Annotated in this window: 11 protein-coding genes; 4 read left to right on the forward strand and 7 right to left on the reverse strand. The window is 54.1% G+C overall.

Going from position 1 to position 16139, the window contains the following annotated elements; genetic code table 11:
* Positions 1–22 precede the first annotated feature (22 nt).
* From R1T46_RS07635 to R1T46_RS07665, 7 genes are all read right to left on the reverse strand, one after another.
* Complete coding sequence (locus R1T46_RS07635) at positions 23–988, reverse strand: TRAP transporter substrate-binding protein (RefSeq protein ID WP_317307889.1); 966 nt, start codon at positions 986–988, stop codon at positions 23–25.
* 53 nt (positions 989–1041) lie between these two features.
* On the reverse strand, positions 1042–1857 hold the full coding sequence (locus R1T46_RS07640; protein WP_286749668.1) for a putative hydro-lyase: 816 nt from the start codon (positions 1855–1857) through the stop codon (positions 1042–1044).
* Positions 1858–1937: 80 nt separating this feature from the next.
* The gene (locus R1T46_RS07645) at positions 1938–2855 is read right to left on the reverse strand and encodes a LysR family transcriptional regulator (protein ID WP_286749667.1); all 918 of its coding nucleotides are present in this window, start codon (positions 2853–2855) and stop codon (positions 1938–1940) included.
* 310 nt (positions 2856–3165) lie between these two features.
* On the reverse strand, positions 3166–4521 hold the full coding sequence (locus R1T46_RS07650; protein WP_317307890.1) for a hypothetical protein: 1356 nt from the start codon (positions 4519–4521) through the stop codon (positions 3166–3168).
* Between the two features lie 314 nt (positions 4522–4835).
* Positions 4836–6191: a hypothetical protein gene (locus tag R1T46_RS07655; protein WP_317307891.1), complete on the reverse strand. Its 1356-nt coding sequence runs from the start codon at positions 6189–6191 to the stop codon at positions 4836–4838.
* Between the two features lie 86 nt (positions 6192–6277).
* The gene (locus tag R1T46_RS07660) at positions 6278–7696 is read right to left on the reverse strand and encodes a hypothetical protein (RefSeq protein ID WP_300495535.1); all 1419 of its coding nucleotides are present in this window, start codon (positions 7694–7696) and stop codon (positions 6278–6280) included.
* Positions 7697–8088: 392 nt separating this feature from the next.
* Positions 8089–9174: an OprO/OprP family phosphate-selective porin gene (locus tag R1T46_RS07665; protein ID WP_300495532.1), complete on the reverse strand. Its 1086-nt coding sequence runs from the start codon at positions 9172–9174 to the stop codon at positions 8089–8091.
* A 280-nt stretch (positions 9175–9454) separates the two neighbouring features.
* On the opposite strand from R1T46_RS07665, the gene R1T46_RS07670 reads away from it, so the two are divergent.
* From R1T46_RS07670 to R1T46_RS07685, 4 genes are all read left to right on the forward strand, one after another.
* Positions 9455–10183 (forward strand): TorF family putative porin, encoded by a 729-nt coding sequence (locus R1T46_RS07670; protein WP_300495529.1) that lies wholly within the window; start codon positions 9455–9457, stop codon positions 10181–10183.
* Between the two features lie 281 nt (positions 10184–10464).
* Positions 10465–11766: a TolC family protein gene (locus R1T46_RS07675; protein ID WP_036208654.1), complete on the forward strand. Its 1302-nt coding sequence runs from the start codon at positions 10465–10467 to the stop codon at positions 11764–11766.
* Between the two features lie 63 nt (positions 11767–11829).
* Positions 11830–13014, forward strand: a complete 1185-nt coding sequence (locus R1T46_RS07680; protein ID WP_317307892.1) for an efflux RND transporter periplasmic adaptor subunit — start codon at positions 11830–11832, stop codon at positions 13012–13014.
* Between the two features lie 14 nt (positions 13015–13028).
* Complete coding sequence (locus R1T46_RS07685) at positions 13029–16136, forward strand: CusA/CzcA family heavy metal efflux RND transporter (protein ID WP_317307893.1); 3108 nt, start codon at positions 13029–13031, stop codon at positions 16134–16136.
* Positions 16137–16139 lie beyond the last annotated feature (3 nt).

Here is a 16139-nt window from a genome sequence, read left to right on the forward strand (position 1 = left end):
AAAGCGTCTTGTGAATGGACCGTTAACGGTAGTTTTGCAGAATAGTGCCAACTTCCTTCGGAGCTTCTTCTTCCCATTCCTGGATCATGATGTCGCCGATCTTCTGGAATTCCTGCATCAGTTGTTCGGATGGCTCGGATACTTCGATACCGTTCTCTGCCAGCGTCGCCGTGTCTTCGGCGGCGGTTACTCGAACGCCCTCCCAGCCCTTCGTTTCGGCTGCCGCGGCGGCGTCGAGAATGACCTGTTGTTGTTCCTCACTCAGGCGGCGAAAGGCGCGTTTGTTGACAACGACAACGTTCTTGGGAATCCAGGCTTTGATGTCAGTGTAGTGAGAGAGGTAATCCCAGGCCTGGCCGTTGGCGCCGGTGGATGGGGAGGTAATCATCGCGTCAATGATGCCAGTGCTGAATGCCTGGGGGATCTCAGGTACCTGAACGGTGGTCGGGGTGGTGTTCATGAGATCAGCCAGCCGTGAAGTGGACGGGCTGTAGGCACGCATCTTCAGGCCTTCCAGGTCGCTCATGGTGTTGACCGGAGCCTTTGTATAGAGGCTCTGGGCGGGCCACGGTACCGTGTAAAGCAGCTTCATGCCCTCTTTATCGAGTTGTTTTTCCACCTCGGGTTTTGCCGCTTCCCACAGCCGTTTTGCATCCTCAAAGCTGGTTGCCAGAAACGGAATGTTGTCGTGTTTGAACACCGGATGGGTGTTACCCATGATGCCGATGAAGATTTCCCCCAGCTGAACCTGCCCTGTGCGGACGGCCCGCGGGATTTCCGGATGTTTGACCAGTGAGGCGCCGGAGTGGACGGTGATGGCTATGTCGCCGTTGGTGCCTGCCTTGATGTCTTCAGCGAACTCATAGGCGATTTTGGTTGGCAGGTTCGCATCGCCGTAGGGCGTCGGCATGTGCCATTGGGCTGCGTTGACTGCGGTGGTGAAGAAAAACCCTGCCATCAGGGTGGCTGTCGCAAGTTGTTTGAACATATCGATTCTCCCGTTCTTTTGTTGTTGTTGCTTTGGTCATCAATTGGCAGTTGCTACAGCACCGCCAGTTCTTCGTTGAGCCGCTCGGTGAGCAGCATTTTTCCCGGTACGTGAGTGATCGCGATCGGGGGGCGTGCATTCTCCAGGGCGACCTGCGGTGTCACGCCGCAGGCCCAGAAGACGGGTATCTCGTCACCGCCGATGGTGACGGCGTCGCCAAAATCCGGAGCGTGGATATCGTTGATTCCGATCAGGGCCGGATCCCCGATGTGCACCGGCGCCCCGTGCGCTTTGGGTAGCCGGGTGGTGATCTGAATCGCCCGGATGGCATCGGCAGCTTTGAACGGCCGCATGGATACCACCATGTCGCCGTGGAACCGGCCGGCCGATTGGGTGGCAATGTTCGAGCGATACATGGATACGTTCTGTCCCTGCTCGACGTTCCTGATGGACAGGCCGGCACGGACCAGCGCATCTTCGAACGAGAAGGAGCAGCCGAGTACGAACGTCACGAAATCGTTGCGCCACACATCGCGAATGTCAGTGGCAGTCTCAGCCCGTTCACCGTTGCGGAAGATCTGGTACTCGGGGATGTCGGTTCGGATGTCCAGATCACGCCCAAGGCCCGGCAGCATGGGGTCACCGGTCTGGGAGACGCCAATCAGGGGGCAGGCGACAGGATTGTTCTGGCAAAACAGAAGAAAATCGTTTGCCCAGTCGGCCGGCAGGATGACGACATTGCCTTGAACCAGGCTCTGTGCCTTGCCGCTGGTGGTTCCGGTATGGGTACCGGAACGTATGTGTGCGCGTAGCTCAGATACCTGGTCAAGCAGGCCTGTTTTGAAGTCTGAATAATCGCCGGTCTGCATCTCGGCTACCCCTGATTGAATTTGTTATGTGGTTATGGATCAGGTTATTCCTATTGGCGAAAAAGTCTAATTATGGTTTTTTACGTTTGGTGATAAGTTTTCGTGATGTCCGGTTCCACGTACTGTTTCGAAACGTTGACCGCCAGGTTGGCGGCCAGTTCGGCTATCGGATTAAACGGCACGCTGGGGTACGAGGCTGTGAACGCCAGTTGTGATGGTGTCCAGGCGGCATCCAGAGTGATCAGGCGCCCGCTTTTCAGGCCGTCAGATATCACGCTCATTGGTAGTGCCGACACACCAATGCCATCCAGCGTCAGCCGGCGACATGCTGCCAGTGAACTGGATGAATAGAAGCGTGCTGGCAGTTCGTCCAGTTCGCTGAATTTCTGGCTGATTTCGGCAAACGGCTTGGTGTTTCTGGCGTAGGTAATGATGGGCCACTGGGCCAGTTCCTCGAGCTCCAGTTTTCGGTCTGGCAGTTTCAGCGAGGGACTTGCGACCCAGATCAGGGGAAAGCTGCACAGGTCCAGGTTTTCAATTTTAGGTTCGGAAACTGGACCCATCAGGAAAGCGAGATCGAAGGTTCGGTCCATCAGGCCGGTGCGGAGGTTCCCGGTGACGTCGACGGTGATCTCCACGTCCAGGTTTGGTGTGTTTTCATTCAGCTTGCGGAAAAAGTATGGCAGCCAGGAGTGGACGATGGTCTCGGAAACGCCAAGTCTCAAGATGCCGGACAGCAACGCGACCCTGTCGGCCCGTTTGCGAAGCTGCTGCGACATGGAGACGATTTTCTCGGCGTACGGCAGCAGTTCCTGCCCCCGGGTGGTCAACATGGTGCGGCCGGAATCCCGCTCAAAAAGCTGAACGCCCAGTTCCTCTTCAAGCGCTGCTATTCGATTGGATATTGCGGGTTGCGTGGTGTTCTGCCGCTCCGCCGCCTTGCGAAAGCTCCCGAGGGTAGCAACCCAGATAAAAGTTTCCAGACGTTTAAAGTTCATGGGCGTTCTTTGTGGGGTAAAGGATACAGTGTCAACCAGTTCTGAATGAAGAGTGTGAATACATACTGGAAGCTTAGCTCAGGCTAGCTAAAGATATAGAAAAGATTGTGGGTCGCCTGAAAGTGACCTTCGAAGGCCTACCCGGCAATACAAGGTCTCGCCGGACTTATTACGACCGCTTGGGGATGTGGGGTAAGTCAACTACGTGGGAGGGACGCTTACGCTGAATATCAATCCCTGGCGCGCCAGAGAAATAACGGCCGGGCTATTGCCCGGCCGTTATCGTAAGGATCATGAGATTACACGATCATCAGTAGCTAATGTTGACCATAGCGACAACCTTGTAGGTGTCCTCAGGGTTGTCTCCGTAAAAGTCTCCCATGAAGCCATAGGATCCACGCAGGCTGAGGTCATATATGCCAGCGAATTTTTTGCCGAACTGGGCAGCGACTTCAGTGCCGAGGCTCGAGCCGTTAGCCTGAGTGGCGCTGTCGGGCGCGTCGTCGGCAACCCGGAAGTAACCGGTGCCGTACTTCAGGTAGTAGTCGTTAGAAAGCTTCTGATCACCCGAGACCATTAGCCCCATCAGACCGTATCCCTGGTAAGCTGCATCGTAAACTGACTTAGCCCCCTGAGAACCATTGTTGTAGTAGATATCGGTTCCGAAGATTTGCAGATTACTGCTATTCAGCTCCCAGCCTGACTGGTTTGCAGCGAAGCGATCTGCACCATTGCTGCTGTCGTCAGCCGGAATGTAGATGCCGTGAATCTTGAGGCTCGCGTTGCCCCAGTGTCTCTGGGCGTACAGGTTCAACATGTACGTGTCGCCATCTGTTGCGTCAGAGTCGAGCCCGGACGATTTTTTGTAAAGTACCGAGCCGCTATAGGCCATTTGGTTATAGGTATAATCGGCGTAGGCACCGAAATAGTTGTCATCCGTTCGAGCCGCCGTGCCATTCAGAGCAACTTGACTGCTGTTGCTGATCTGGGCTCCGGTAAGGCCGTAGTGGAAAACCTCGCTGGGGTGAAGCTCGGCGCTCACCGTGTAGAAGTCCACGTCGTCCGCGGAATCTCTATCGTTTTCTTCCCACTTGAACCAGCCACCTGTCAGCGTGGCCATGCCAACATTGCCCGCAAAGGAAATGCCATTCATGTCGTCGTTGGTGACGAAACTCTCGTACTTGCCGAAGCCATAGCCCTGGATGCCCGCCCGTACCTTCCAGTCGCTGTTTGGCACCTTCAGTTCAGCGTAAGCATTTTTGGTTTCAACGCCAACGCCATCGGCGCTGAGCTTGCCGCAATTGTCACCCTGGCAGCTTCCCGTCTCACCCCACGGAGAATCGAACTCACCGTACCAGACTACAGTCACGTTATCGTTGAGGTCGCCGCTGATCTTTGCGCGCAGGCGCTGATCTACAAAGGCACTGCTGTTGTCGTTGGTCTCGTCCAGGCTCTGCGACGTGGCCTGAAGGCGGTAATAACCGTTCACTGTGAAGGGCGAATCGCCATTCTTAAGTTTCTCCATTTCTGCTGTCAGTTGATTTATTTCAACCTTCAGGTCTTCTACAGTCGGTGACGCACGTCCGACCGGCTCTGCGGCCAAAGCCGGCGTTGTTGCTACAGCCATTGCCAGCGGAGCGGCGAGTGTTCTCAGCTTATTGCGCATGTGCACATTCCCTTTTAGTCTTTTTGTCAAGTCATTTATTTTTTTCGAGCCACAACATAGTTGTTTTTCTTACAAAAAAGACATTAGGTTACTGTCCGTCGAATTGCAACATTTTGTCTGTTAGACTTTTGGTTACCAGTCGCCGTGTGCGGAAACCATGCAGGTGCGGCGGCTCTCCGGGCATTTGTGCCCCAGCAAAGCCCGGTGAAGATAGGAAAGCGCGCGTTTTTTGGCCCCATCTGTGTCAGTGCGAGCCGTGTGTTGAGGGTGTCTTCAGGGTAGGCAATGGATGGCATCGCCGGGCTCTGAGCCTGTCAATATATGTATATTTTTCTTGCGCCCTGGTTATCACTTTCTTCATTAGTTAATACGAGTAATCGAAACGCTCCCCTATTTTTCACATATGAAAAATCAATAATAAAAGAGCTTATTTCATGCATGGGTGAAATCGAAAACCCGGATTCGGGCGTATCACTGTCCCAGCTTGCTTTGATTAACGAATCTGGTCCTGAAGCGGATGTTAAGCCAGAAAGCCCCGGCCTTCTTTTTCTGAGATAGGTTACAACCGATCCATTGTTCACAACCGCTTTCCTGGGAATGGACAGATGTTCTTCGTTAACGGAAAAGGCGTAATCGGGTGATGTAATGATTTTCCTGTCCTTCAGGCGTTTCGTTAGTCTTGGCGAGGATACCTTGCCGAGCCCGAGTTGTGGCGAAGACTTCCAGCTTGAGTTCCGCAATTCAAGATTGGCTTCATTTACTATGATTGAGGTAGCGTTGTCGATAGGGAAGTAGGAAAAAATCATGTTTCCAGCATCGGCCGGGACAACGGAGTCATTTCGAGCATTGGTCTGTTTCCCGGAAGTAACTGCTATTTTTCCAATGTCACCTTGCAGCAACTCGTATCGTTGGGTGTGCAGCTGATTATTGATAAACCGTAACGCCACATTCTCGGCTTTTTCGGATTCTTCCTGCAGCGTTTGCCCCGAGATTTCAAAAAGCTGAGAGAAGATCTTTGTGTATTGTCCCTTGCCTGAAATATCCCGGTCCTGACCCCATACTACGGCAACCTCCGGGTTCGGATCTGAGTCTGACTGGCCAACTGACAAGAAAATGGCTTTCGAATTTTTGATGCCTGATGTCAGTTCATCAATTCTTTTAACCCTGCCGCCATCGAAGAGTCCCAGTACCAATGCCGAATCTGACAGGAAAACCAGTTGACTGTCTTTCTGGCTGGGCCGAGGCAGCGCCTCAACCATTTTAGGGCTGAAATCTTCCGGCAGTGGGAGAGTGCTCGGAGTGTAGGCTTCGGCTCGTATTTCACCCCCGTCCTGATTGGCTTTGTCAATCAGGACGGAAAGAAAGTATTTTTGAGAATCGGTGGACTTTATAGAGAGTGCAGTCTTATCTCTGACCTGGAGAACCTCAAGAGTCAGGCCTTCATCGATGGGTCCGGAACTGCCAAACTTTACATCGAATCCCTTGACGGTGAGGCGCCCCAGCAGTGCGAGAAACTCTTTATCGGTGTTCAGGCCCTCAATATTCGATACCACCCTGATGCTCTTCTTTCCTGTCCACTCCGACAGCGAATCCAATGGTACATCGTAGCCTTGGGCCTGAGCATTGGATGCGGCAAAAAAAATCAGGAAGATCACGAAAAACAGCTTCATAAAATCTATGCCCCCTTAAAAAAGTTGAGGCCCCGGTTACCGGCGCCTCAACTTGATTGCTTCCAGTCGTCATTTATCAACCGGGCTCAGTAATTCCAGTTCAGCTCGAGCATTGCAACATAGGCCGCATCGTCTGCGCCGGTGGCATCCTCAACGCCCTTGCCGGGCAGGAAACTGGAGAGCACCAGTCTTGGAGCAAAGTACTGGTTGGCCTGGTATTTTACAGCCACATCAAGTTCGGTACCGGCATAACTATCCACAGATCCACTGGCAGTGCTAAGCGTCTCAAGCCCCCCCGTTTGCTGGAACCACATCGGGAAAATCTGCGCCTGATAAGACAGCTTAGGCGAGATCGACGCTAAATTACCCGAACTGCCAACGGAGAGCATGATTTGGCCCGGATTGTTACCAGTACCGGCATTGGAAATACCACCATACCCAGCGCCACCAGGACCAGCCTGGTCAAGGGCGAGGCCGAAGAGGCCCGATGCTATCGCTTGGTTAGAGTTCGGCTGCCATCCCAAGAACTGGCCATCAATACCGATCAGGGGCGAGAATCTACCGATGTCGGTGATGCCCAGCCAGCCCTCTACATCATTATCGGTAGGATCGTCATCCCCACTTGCTACGCGTAGTGCTACAAAGGGGTTGAAGGATTCACTAACCGGGTACTCAAGGCCCGCGTAACCGGCATAGGCACTGATGTCATCGCCATTGTCGAAACTACCGGTCACGCCCAGCACCTCGGCCCGTACCTTTATGGCGCCAATATTTCCGATGTATTCGACACCGTAATAGGTTGCCTTTGCACCTTGCTGCTGGTTGTCGCTGTATGTCAGGATCGGGGAGATACGACTACCTTTTCCCAGATCAAAATCAAACTTTGAAGCAAACACGTCCCAGTCCAGTTCACCGTTAGCAGGGTTTGCTCCAGGAGCCTGGAGGTTGGAAATCAGCCCATCTGTAATCGGCATCCAGAAAACATCGTAGCTACCGAACGAGGTCTTGCCGGTGGCGCCGAACAAGGGGTGGTCGTCGCCATATAGAAGGCCGCCTGAGGCCATGTCCAGATTCTTGAAAGTCCAGCCACCCTGAAGTGTAAAGGCCGGATCGAAGGTGTAAGTGAAGAAGGCCTGCTCCAAGCCAAATCTCTCGCCTCGGTATGCGCGATCGACCGAATTGGCATCAAGGGCAAAGTCATTCTCGAGAAGCAGTTTACCCGTCCAGTTATCGCCAGTCGCCACCACTCCAAGCCTGACCTCAGCCCTGACGTGCTCATCTCCAACCTGAACAGCGCCAGCAGAAGTGCCGGTAGCGCCATCGTCGACGCTGCTGTCCAGATCGAAATTAGAAAAATAGGTTGGTTGAAACTTGCCTTGGGTAAGTATATCCAGCTTGACTCCTGAAGCTGTCGGGACCTCCACCGCTAAGGCAGCAGGTATGCCGTTTGCGGCTATCAGCGCCCCCAAAAATCCCTGACTGATTCGCTTTTGTATTGTTTTCATCAATCCTCCAACGTCTCTAGAACGAGATTGTAGTTATTGCAGCCCAAAAACAATAAGGCTGTGTTCTATTTAGCAGAAAAGCCTGAAATCGGCAAGTTTACGGCACGGCAAAATGTGTCTGGCAGTGTTGCACTAAAACAAATTTACAGATGCTGGCAGTCGGCGCCCGAAAGCCGGCTGGCAGGGGTGCGGGGCAGGCATTAAAAAAACAGGGCAGGCCAGTGCCTGCCCTGAAAATCAGAGCACGTCATTAATGATCGACTTGACTCGACTCGGGTAAAGCGTATCAAGCCAACCTTAACCAGAGCTGAATTTTCCGATTATTTTTTAATGGTGATGTTTTCTGCATCGGTTTTCAGCCAGATATAAATTTGATCGGGGATCCCGTGCGGTCAAAATGCGTATTGCAACCTTGCGCGAACTTCATCTCCGCTCGCGCCATTGGCTTCTTCGCCATCCATGTAGCTCATACCCAGTCGAACATTCTTGTTGGCGTAATAGTTAACGCCCAGTGTTGTTTGCTCGCCGTCGGTCGTGGTCAGCCCCACGTCACTGTATTTTCCGTCACCATCTTCAAAGCGGGCAACAACTTCCCAGGCCCCTTTGGGCGATGCCGGTTTTACCCGCTTGAATGCTCCGGCTTTGTAAGGACGGCTTTCGCCGGTGATGATCCAGCCAAGCTGTACGTAATAACCATCAACATCCACCTGGCCTTCCTCGGAATCGAAATATTCGGCCTGGGCATGGAAGGGCCCGGAAGCGCCGGCGAGCTCCAGATTAAACGTGTCGACCTCATCGGCCTGAGTGTCGGCATCACGCGTGGTATAACCCGCACCAAGATGAGCAACCAGATTATTCGTTTGAATCGGTGCAAACGTGCCCCGTGCGGTTACTGCCGTGTTATTGAAGTCGTCGCTGCCATTGCCGTCTGCTTCGAAATAGCCGATACCGTAGGTCCAGTTGCTGCCTTTGCCACTGAGCTGGATGCCGCCGCTGCGACCGGGGGTATAACGCTCGGTCATGGCGGATCGCTCAAGGGCCGAGATGTCTTTTGAACTCGTTAATTGTTCCAGGCCGAATGGCTCTTTCTGCTTACCAATAGTCACGGTTGCAGCTGAGCCAAATCCCAGGTAACGAATGTACAGGTCTTCAGCAGTACCGCCGTCGGCGCCATCACTTTCAGCCACGTTGAACTGGGTCTTGTACGCCCAGTCGCCAAAGTGGCCCTTGGCGTAGAGCCTTGCCCGGCGCACATCGAAATCAGTTGTGTCAACACCGTTGTCGTCAGACTGCGTGGCGTCGTAATCCCATTGAAGGCGCCCGCCGAGCTGAAAAGACGCTGACTTATCCGACGTTTTCACCTTGATACCGCTCTCGGTATCGATCACAAGGTCTTTGCCGCTGGTCGTAACATTTCCGGCCTGTGCAGCAGAAGCGGCAGAAATCGCCAAAGCCAAGCCCAAATATTTCTTGCTCATGATCTCTCTTACCTTTTCAGTTTGCTTGTGTGTTGAAGAGCCAGTGAAAGTCTATTTGGCGAAGATTGCAGAATGGTTACAAAAGATGCATTAAAACAGGGCGCTGATTCGGGCTGGTGACAGGTTTTGGGGCGTTTCGTGTTGCGGTCGTTTTCCGGGGGGCAAGCTCAGAATGTGCCGATTTTTCTCTATAGTCATGATAAATATGAATAAATAATATATGGCAGAGATTTTGCCTAACCAAATTTGGAGCAATGAAACCCAACCGAAGGTATCCATTATGAAAAAGCAGTTCTCTGCCAAGTCAGGTTTTATCAGTATCACTTTGCTTGCAGCATTTCAGGCTGCGCCCGCCATTGTTAGCGCTGACGTCAGCTCAAATGTAAGCGCCAGCAGCAACTACCTGTTCCGGGGCGTCACCCAGACAGACGGGGCTGCGGCCGTTCAGGGAGGGTTGGATTATGAGCATGCGTCGGGCTTCTACGCCGGTGGTTGGGGTTCCAATGTCGATTTTGGCGACGGCACCAGCTACGAGCTTGATCTTTACGCCGGATTCTCGGGCTCCGTGGAAGAACTGGGTTATGACGTAGGGTACATTTATTATGCCTATCCCGACGCGCCGGACGCCATCGACTTCGGCGAGCTGTACGGCGAGATCAGTTATGGCATTGCCGCCATCGGCCTGGCCTACACGATCAACAGCGACACCAGTGGTGATGGGTTGTTCGTTCAGGGGGATGCCTATTACTACGCCTCTGTTGGGGTGCCTCTGGAGGACAGCTACAGTGCCGGTGTGACGCTTGGCTATTACGACTTCGCTGATGACGGCAAGGCTTCTGTTGGCGAGGCAAGTTATTCACACGTCGCCGCCAACGTTACCAAGGATGCGGGAAACTTCGGTTCCTTCAGCGTTAACGTGGAGTACGCGGACATTGAGTCAACCGACGCGCTTGGCTCTGTCAACTCCGATGACCCGAAGTTCTGGCTGGGTTGGAGCAGGAGTTTCTGATCGGACCAGCGATCACACGCAATTCACATCTTAAATAAAAACCGGCCCGCCATTTGGGCCGGTTTTTGTTTATATTGCAGGAACCCACCATCGTACGCATGCCTTAACGCCGGGTGACTCGACATCCTCGCCCTTACCTCTGCCTCCTGCTGCCAAAACTCACATATTATCTGGTGTCTGAATTTCAAACTGTATTAAAGGTTTGTCTGTAAGGTCGTTCCGGAATCCCACGCAAAAATGCTGACTCACTGACCTCAGTCAAACAGCCAGGATGATACTGAATGAACAAACGATTGTTGTTGTGCGCGATGATAGTTCCGGGAGCCTTGGCCGTCTCTCCTATGGTGTCGGCCCAGGCAAAAGAGAGTGTGTCGCTGAAAGAATATCAGCAGGCCAAAGCCAGCCAGGCTGTTTCCCTGAACCAGGCCATGGTGATGGCTTTCGAGAATAGCCCGGTATTGGCTTTGAGGCGGGCCGCGGTCTCGATACAGCAGGGACAGCTTGATCATGCCAGCCGCTGGGCGCCGAGCAATCCAGAGTTTGAGTTGGGGGCCCGTCAGGCCCCGGATCAGGCCGACGAGTCCCTGGAATATGGGGTGAGGGTTACTCAGGAGATCTGGATGGGTAATCGCGGCGACCTTGGGCAGTCGCGTGCCCGGAGTAATCTCACGTCCCGGCAACAGGAGCTTGAATACCTGAAGGTAGCCACCAAGGCGCGGGTGCGGGCCGCCTATTTCCGGATACTGCTGGCTCAGAAAGAGTTGGAAACCGCAACCCGTGCCGTTGAACTTATGCAACGCACCAAAGACCTGGTTGAAATGTCCGTAAAACAGGGTAAACAAACCCGGATTGATCTCAATACCGCAGTCATTGGGCTTGCCAGGGCCCGGAATCAAAAAGCCTCGGCGGAACAAAAGCTCGAGCAATCAAAAATTGACCTTACCGAAGTGCTCGGGGTGTCCCCCTCCGATGCCGTTGGGGTGACCGGCGAGCTTGATGTGACGCTCGAAGACCTGCCTCCGACCAGCCAGCTTGTCGAGATGGCACAGAGTCAGAGAGCGGACCTGAAAGCGGCGGCCGCCAGAATTGCAGCGGATGAATCTGGCCTTGAAGTTGCGAAAAGCCTGACGATTCCAAATCTGAAAGTCTTCGGATTTTATGATCGTGAGGAAGGCTCCAACCTTTTCGGTGCAGGGGTGTCGATGCCTTTGACCGTTTTTCATGATTATTCCGGTGAGCAGAGACAAGCTGCTGCGCGGCTGAAAACCTCCGAGCTTGAGGCAGAGGCCTTGCGCCTGGCTACAGAGCGTCAGGTTGTGTCAGCTGTGGCCCGGTACGAATCCACCGCCGTTCGGCTGCGCCAGATGAACGAGTCGATCCTGGAGCGTTCAGAGGAAACATTACAGTTGATGCAGAAAGCACTTCGGGCGGGCAAGGTCGGTGCCTCGGATGTTCTGGCGGCACAGGACAATCTCCTGTCGGTAAGGCAGGAATACGTTCAGGCGCAGAATGATTATATCGATGCCGTCCGGGCGCTGGAGATAAGCACAGGAGGTGCTCTGTCGATGTCAGCCGGTTCCTGAGGGTATGAAACTCAAAATTGACCGTTCTCTTAGTACCGTTCTCTAAATATTGAGGGTGAATGAATGATTCGCAATCTGAAGATAGTTTTAATCGTTGTCGGCGCTCTGAGCTTGCAGCAGGCATACGCTGCCGGAGAAGCCGGGGGCGACCAGCACGGAAATGAAAAAGCCGAGCATGCCGGAGAGGAAAGCCAGTCCCGTCAGATCCATCTGACGCCGGAGCAGGCAGAGTTACTGTCCATTCAGACGGTGGCGGCTGCCAAGGGGCGCGCTGGCGCAATTGTCACGGCACCCGCCGAGATTCAGTATGTGCCGGACCGCGTGGCCGAGGTTGGTCCGCTGCTGGAGGGAAAACTGACAGGGTTGGCGGTTGACCTGGGGGATCGTGTCAATAAGGGGCAGCTACTGGCAACCCTGAACAGTGTGGAGCTGGCCCGGATCCGCTCCCGGTTGATCTCGCTGGAGGCCCGCAAAGAAGCGGCCGAGTCTGACTACAATCGTGAAAGGGAGTTGCAGGGACAGGGTATTTCCAGTGAAGAAGAGTTCCTGGATGCCAAGGCTGCCTTTCTTGAAACAAAAGCGGAGTACGATTCCGTGCGGGAACAACTGGCGGTTTACGGCAGCGAGTCGTCAGGTGACAGTGGGGGGCTGGCGCAATACGCGCTCCGCTCACCCATTGAGGGGCGTGTCGAGCAGATGCATGTTCGTCTGGGGCAAACGCTGAGTCCGTCGGATACGCCTTTCATCGTGGCGGATGCCTCGGTGTTGTGGGCCATTCTTCAGGTGTCCGAATCCGATATTGACCAGATTTCAACGGGAGACGAGGTTCAGATTTCCTCCAGGGATTCAAGTTCTGACCGGTTTCACAGTGGGCAGGTATCCTGGGTGTCGAGCATGCTCGATGAAAAGACCCGCACCATCCCGGTTCGCGTTGTGCTGGAGTCTCCCAGAGGCGACCTTCGCCCGAATACCTATGCCACGGCCAGAATCATGACGGAATCGGAGGCCTCACTGCCGCTGGTTCCGGATGATGCGGTTCAAACCATTGGCGATGACTCCGTTGTGTTTGTTCCGGGCGATGAGAAAGGGGCTTACAAGGCGGTTCCCGTCACGCTTGGCAAGGAGGCAAACGACTGGATCGAGATCAAGTCCGGCATCAGCGCAAACACGGAAGTGGTTTCAGTAGGCGCTTTTGATCTGATGTCGGCCATTACCGCCAGTGGCCGCAGCGCCGCTCACGGACACTAAACCCCGGGGGGAGCATGATCAACGCAATTGTGAATTATGCGCTGAACAATCGTCTGATGACGCTTGTTTTTGCTATCGCCGTGATCGTTGCCGGCGTATTTTCATTTCAAAAACTGCCGGTGGATGCGTTTCCGGACGCGACGCCGACCATGGTTCAGGTGTTTACCACCAGTCCTGGTCTGTCGCCGGTTGATATCGAAACGCTGATTTCCTATCCCGTTGAGATCAGCATGTATGGTATTCCCAAGTTAGAAAAAGTGCAGAGCACGTCGATTTTCGGACTTTCGCGGGTGACCATCTATTTCGAAGATGGCACCGATATCTACTTCGCCAGGCGGCTGGTAAACGAACGGCTATCCGAGGCCAAGCGCCAGATTCCCGAAGGGATGGGGGAACCCGAACTCGGGCCCATCGCAAGCGGTCTTGGGCGCATCCTGATGTATTCCCTGGAAGCTGAAGATAAAGATCAATACAGCCTGCAGGAAATTCGCACGATTCAGGACTGGATTGTCAAACCCCAGCTCAGGACCGTGCCGGGCGTAACCGGTGTGCTTTCTATCGGCGGCGAGGTAAAGCAGTACCAGGTCAATATTGATGCGCAGAAGCTTCAGGCAAGGAACCTGACGGTGTCTGATGTTCGCGGTGCCCTCACCCAGAATAATCGTAACGTTGGCGCCTCATTTATTACTCGAGGAGGTGAAGAGTACATTGTCCGTGGTTACGGTTGGGTTAATTCAGGTACCGAGGGCATCGAGGACATCCAGAACATCATTGTGTCCAAGAGTGAGGGAGAGTCTCCTATCTATGTCAGGGATGTGGCAGAGGTTAGCCTTGGACCGGCGATCCGCCGCGGCGCGGAGGTGTCCTCGGGCGAGGAGTCCGTGGGCGGCTATGTGATGAAGCTGATCGGAACCAACACCAGTCAGGTACTTGAGGACGTCAACGCAAAAATCGATGATCTGAACAAGTCACTTCCCGAAGGGCTGAAAATAGAAGCTTATTACTCCCAGGCGGAGTTGGTGGGCAAGGCCATAGGCACTGTCGAGAAAGCATTACTTGAGGGCTCGGTTCTGGTGCTGGTGTTCCTCTATCTGTTCCTCGGAAATATTCGTTCCACACTGATCGTGGTGGCGACGTTGCCGTTGTCTGTGCTTTTCGCATTCATTGCGATGCGGATTTCGGGCCTGTCCGCCAATCTGATGAGTCTGGGGGGGCTGGCTATCGGCATCGGTATGATGGTGGACGGCGCCGTTGTGATGATAGAGAACATCTTCCGACATCTGGAAGAACGATCAGAGGAAAAGGTCAGTGTTCTGAGGCTTGTAGGTGAATCTGCCCGGGAAGTGGCTCGTCCGATTGTGTTTGCCATTGGCATCATTATTATCGTTTTTCTGCCGCTGTTTACGCTGCAGGGCGTTGAGGGCAAGCTGTTTTCGCCCATGGCCTACACCATCAGTTTTGCGTTGATCGGTGCGCTGTTACTCGCGTTGACGTTGGTGCCGGTTCTGGCCTCGCTGTCATTCAAGATGGGTGGACAACACAAAGAGCCGAAGCTGGTTCTGTTCCTGAACCGGCTATACAAGCCGGTGGTGAATACTGTCGTCAAAGCCCCTAAAATTGTAATGGGCGTGGCCGTCATTGCCTTTGCCGGCAGTCTCCTGCTGTTTCCCTATCTCGGGAGCGAGTTCGTGCCCACGCTCAGGGAAGGCACGTTCCAGATTCGCTCGACACTGCCTCCTGGAGCCAGTCTTGAATCCGCCATCAAGTATGGCAAACGGATTCAGTCCGTTGTCGATGAATTTCCAGAGGTCACCGGCACCTATGCCAGGATCGGTCGTGCCGAGGTGGGCGGTGATCCTGAACCCGTGAACGTTGTCGCGACGCTCGTCAATCTGAAGCCTCTGGATCAGTGGCGAGAAGATGTGAGCTATGAGGACCTTCAGAGCCGGATTGCGGAGTCTTTGGATGAGCGGGTTCCCGGGCTTGCCAACAATCTGTCACAACCGATTCAGCTCAGAACCGACGAACTCCTCTCAGGCGTTCAGGCGCAACTGGTTGCCAGCATTTTCGGCGACGACCTCGACGAGTTGGGCCGGATCGGCAAGGAAGTGGCGGCCCTGGCGAATGATGTGCCGGGGGCAACGGATGTGCGCGCTCAGCAGAGCGCAGGTAAAAAACAGATCGTTATTCGCCCCGACCGTGAAGTGCTGGCGCAGTTTGGCATCAGCATTGATAACCTGATGAGTACGGTCGAAACCGGGATTGGCGGTAAAGGCGCGGGGCTGGTCTTCGACGGTGTCCGGCGATTTGAGATCTTCGCCCGGCTGCAAGAGTCCTATCGCGGGTCCATCGATGAAATCAGAAAGCTTCCCCTCCGGGGTAATAGTGGCGAGCTCATCCCGCTTTCACGGGTGGCCGATGTTGAAATGTACGCTGGCCCCAAGAAAATTTCGCGCTCCAATGCCAGTCGGCGACAGTACGTGCAGATGAACGTACGTGGTCGCGATATGGGCGGTGTTGTTCAGGATTTGCGCAAGCGGATCGAGGAGCAAGTGGACATGCCGCCGGGGTATTTCGTGGAGTTCGGCGGTCAGTTTGAGAACCAGGAAAGGGCCATGGCGCGGCTGGCGATCGTTGTGCCCATTACCCTGGCGCTTATTTTCCTGCTTCTCTTTTCGGCATTCAGTAGTCTTCGCTATGCGGCGCTGATCTTCATGAATGTGCCCTTTGCGGTTACTGGTGGCATTGTCGCGCTGTTTGTGACGGGGCTTTACCTCTCTGTGCCCGCTGCCGTGGGATTCATCGCGGTGTTCGGCGTAGCCGTACTGAACGGTGTGGTGATGGTGAGCTACATCAATCAGTTGCGGGACGAAGGCTACGAAGTCATTGAAGCAGTCAAGTTGGGTGCTCAACGCCGTTTGCGGCCGGTTCTGATGACCGCCTCTGTGGCTATTCTGGGGCTGATTCCCCTGCTGCTGGCCGATGGCATTGGCTCTAATGTCCAACGGCCACTGGCAACGGTTGTGGTTGGCGGTCTGATCACGTCAACGTTGCTGACGTTGGTAGTGTTGCCCAGCGTGTATCAGTGGTTTGCATCCGAACGTCGTGACGTTGAAGTCTGATAG

Origin of the sequence: Marinobacter salarius, assembly GCF_032922745.1 — a bacterium.
In the GTDB taxonomy this organism is placed as follows: domain Bacteria; phylum Pseudomonadota; class Gammaproteobacteria; order Pseudomonadales; family Oleiphilaceae; genus Marinobacter.

Excerpts from the sequence above, each read along its gene's own strand:
- R1T46_RS07635 (WP_317307889.1), bottom strand. The coding sequence starts at position 988 with ATGTTCAAACAACTTGCGACAGCCACCCTGATGGCAGGGTTTTTCTTC.
- R1T46_RS07645 (WP_286749667.1), bottom strand. The coding sequence starts at position 2,855 with ATGAACTTTAAACGTCTGGAAACTTTTATCTGGGTTGCTACCCTCGGG.
- R1T46_RS07655 (WP_317307891.1), bottom strand. The coding sequence starts at position 6,191 with ATGAAGCTGTTTTTCGTGATCTTCCTGATTTTTTTTGCCGCATCCAAT.
- R1T46_RS07670 (WP_300495529.1), top strand. The coding sequence starts at position 9,455 with ATGAAAAAGCAGTTCTCTGCCAAGTCAGGTTTTATCAGTATCACTTTG.
- R1T46_RS07680 (WP_317307892.1), top strand. The coding sequence starts at position 11,830 with ATGATTCGCAATCTGAAGATAGTTTTAATCGTTGTCGGCGCTCTGAGC.
- R1T46_RS07665 (WP_300495532.1), bottom strand. The coding sequence starts at position 9,174 with ATGAGCAAGAAATATTTGGGCTTGGCTTTGGCGATTTCTGCCGCTTCT.
- R1T46_RS07660 (WP_300495535.1), bottom strand. The coding sequence starts at position 7,696 with ATGAAAACAATACAAAAGCGAATCAGTCAGGGATTTTTGGGGGCGCTG.
- R1T46_RS07675 (WP_036208654.1), top strand. The coding sequence starts at position 10,465 with ATGAACAAACGATTGTTGTTGTGCGCGATGATAGTTCCGGGAGCCTTG.
- R1T46_RS07685 (WP_317307893.1), top strand. The coding sequence starts at position 13,029 with ATGATCAACGCAATTGTGAATTATGCGCTGAACAATCGTCTGATGACG.
- R1T46_RS07650 (WP_317307890.1), bottom strand. The coding sequence starts at position 4,521 with ATGCGCAATAAGCTGAGAACACTCGCCGCTCCGCTGGCAATGGCTGTA.
- R1T46_RS07640 (WP_286749668.1), bottom strand. The coding sequence starts at position 1,857 with ATGCAGACCGGCGATTATTCAGACTTCAAAACAGGCCTGCTTGACCAG.